The 1,824-nt window shown below is 63.8% G+C and carries 3 protein-coding genes and 2 pseudogenes; 1 reads left to right on the top strand and 4 read right to left on the bottom strand.

Annotated features, from left to right (window positions below):
* Positions 1-27: 27 nt before the first annotated feature.
* Together E0D90_RS28515 and E0D90_RS28670 are read right to left on the bottom strand one after the other, a co-directional pair.
* Complete coding sequence (locus E0D90_RS28515; protein WP_227870503.1) at positions 28-351, bottom strand: DDE-type integrase/transposase/recombinase; 324 nt, start codon at positions 349-351, stop codon at positions 28-30.
* Positions 352-457: 106 nt separating this feature from the next.
* Positions 458-547 (bottom strand): annotated as a pseudogene (locus E0D90_RS28670) (hypothetical protein); the annotation flags it as partial.
* Positions 548-568: 21 nt separating this feature from the next.
* On the opposite strand from E0D90_RS28670, the pseudogene E0D90_RS25400 reads away from it, so the two are divergent.
* Positions 569-934: pseudogene (locus E0D90_RS25400) on the top strand (tyrosine-type recombinase/integrase); the annotation flags it as partial.
* A gap of 31 nt (positions 935-965) precedes the next feature.
* Here E0D90_RS25400 and E0D90_RS25395 read toward each other — a convergent pair.
* Together E0D90_RS25395 and E0D90_RS25390 are read right to left on the bottom strand one after the other, a co-directional pair.
* On the bottom strand, positions 966-1,205 hold the full coding sequence (locus E0D90_RS25395) for a hypothetical protein (RefSeq protein WP_130800256.1): 240 nt from the start codon (positions 1,203-1,205) through the stop codon (positions 966-968).
* A gap of 14 nt (positions 1,206-1,219) precedes the next feature.
* Positions 1,220-1,824 (bottom strand): polymorphic toxin-type HINT domain-containing protein (locus tag E0D90_RS25390; protein ID WP_130800255.1); only part of this gene is annotated, 605 nt, incomplete at its 5' end.

Raw genomic sequence — 1,824 nt, 5'->3', positions numbered from 1 at the left:
GACCAGGTCCGCGCGTCCCCCACCAGATCACTCACACACCATCAACGAGCCTGAACCCGAAGCGTTTCGGATCAATAGGGCGGCGAATTGCTGACTGGTGTGTTGACAGCCGCGATCCGAATGGAAGATCACGGGATGGGTGGGGCGACACTGCCGGCAGGCGGCTGTCAGCGCCTCGGCAACCAGATCGGTCCGCAGGTGATCGGCGGTTGCCCAGCCGACTACGAGCCGGGAGGCGATGTCTATGACCGTGGCCAGATAGAGCCAGCCCTCCTCCGTCGGGACATACGTGATGTCGCCGCACCAGCGGGCATCGAGCCCGGTGCGGTCGGGCTGGAAGTCCCGGGCGATGAGGTCGGGACAGAAGGGATCGGGGATCGGGGATCGTGGTCGGGTGCCGTCGTCGGCGGTGCCGGCCTCGCAGCCCGGCGGCCCGGATCAGCCGTGCAACACGACGACGGCCGCACCCGGCACCCTGGCACATGAGCACGGCATGCACGCGCGGGGCGCCGTTGGTTCCGCGTGATCTCGCATGGACCTCGACTATCCGCTCGGTCAGCTCGGCACCCGCACCGCACGAGGACCTGGCAGAACGGACAACGGGCTCGTCTTCACCACCCCGAAGGGCAGGCCGCTCGACCCCGGCAACCTCACCCGCCGCTTCCGCCGCCTCCTCCACAAGGCCCGACTCCGGACGATCCGCTTCCACGACCTCCGCCACTCCACCGCCACCCTGCTCCTGGAACAGGGAGTCGAACTCGTCGTGACCAAGGAGCTCCTCGGCCACGCCCACATCGGCGTCACCGCCACCGTCTACGCCCACGTCCGACCCCGTCTCCAACGCCAGGCCATCGACACCCTCGGCGCCCCCGACAACCCGCCGGCGCTGACGTTGCCGTCGGCGCTGCCGTCAAACGGTATGAGGCCCTCCTGAATTTCCCGGGAGGGCCTCATTTAGGTGACTACTAGAAATCAGTCAGCCATTCCCAGTCGCCGGGCCTGGCACGCAGCCGTGCGAACCCTTGCTCCAGGCAGTCACTGAGGTTGGAAGATTCAGCACGGATAAATCCCTGCTCACCTAGCCCCGGCCCCGACATTACCAACGTCCAAGGCTCTCCACCTTCCGCCATCCTCTCATCATCCACCTTGAGGATGACAGTGACGCCAGAGCGACCCAACTTGTCCATGAGCTGCTCGAGATCCATCACCTTTGCTCCTATCAATAGCCTCTCAAGGCCGCTGAGATGTCACTGACGTCATGCAGCTGACCTTTGCCTACCCTATCGATGACACTTCGGAGATCACCGGAAGTGGGACCGCTTGTGACGCCGTTCCGTTGCATCAACTGCTCAACTGTAGCCTGAGCAGTTCGCTTATTCCCGTTATTGAACATGTGGCTTCCCGCGATATCCCGGATCACAACTGCCGATTTATCCCAGAAGCTGTCATAGCGACTGGCATTAGCCAGAGTGTTTGCGGGCGAACCATTCAACAACGTCTCCCCACCGAAGCTGCGGTTAATATCGGCGATCTCGTCCGGGCTGACGCCCACCTTGAACCCGCCAGTCAGCGGGCAGTTGGAATTATGAACCAGAACCGGAGTCTGCGCCGCCAGCACGTAGTACGTGTGGAGGCCCTCGATAGTGAGGTTGTGGACGGTGGTCGGCTGGGTCCAGCGGTGGAGTGTCGTGACCGGTGCGCGTGTGCGGTCTGGGAGTTCCAGCAGCTGGCCGGGCTTGAGGTCGGTCGCGTGGGTCCATTCGCCGGACTCGGGAGACCAGAAGGGATGCTCGTCAGTGGCGGTGATGGTGGCCTCGCCGATGG

The sequence above is a fragment of the Streptomyces otsuchiensis genome, assembly GCF_004305975.1.
Taxonomy (GTDB): domain Bacteria; phylum Actinomycetota; class Actinomycetes; order Streptomycetales; family Streptomycetaceae; genus Streptomyces; species Streptomyces otsuchiensis.
The sequence above is the reverse complement of the archived record's forward strand: the minus strand, read 5'-3'. Positions and strand labels throughout refer to the sequence as shown.

Excerpts from the sequence above, each read along its gene's own strand:
- E0D90_RS25395 (WP_130800256.1), bottom strand. The coding sequence starts at position 1,205 with ATGGATCTCGAGCAGCTCATGGACAAGTTGGGTCGCTCTGGCGTCACT.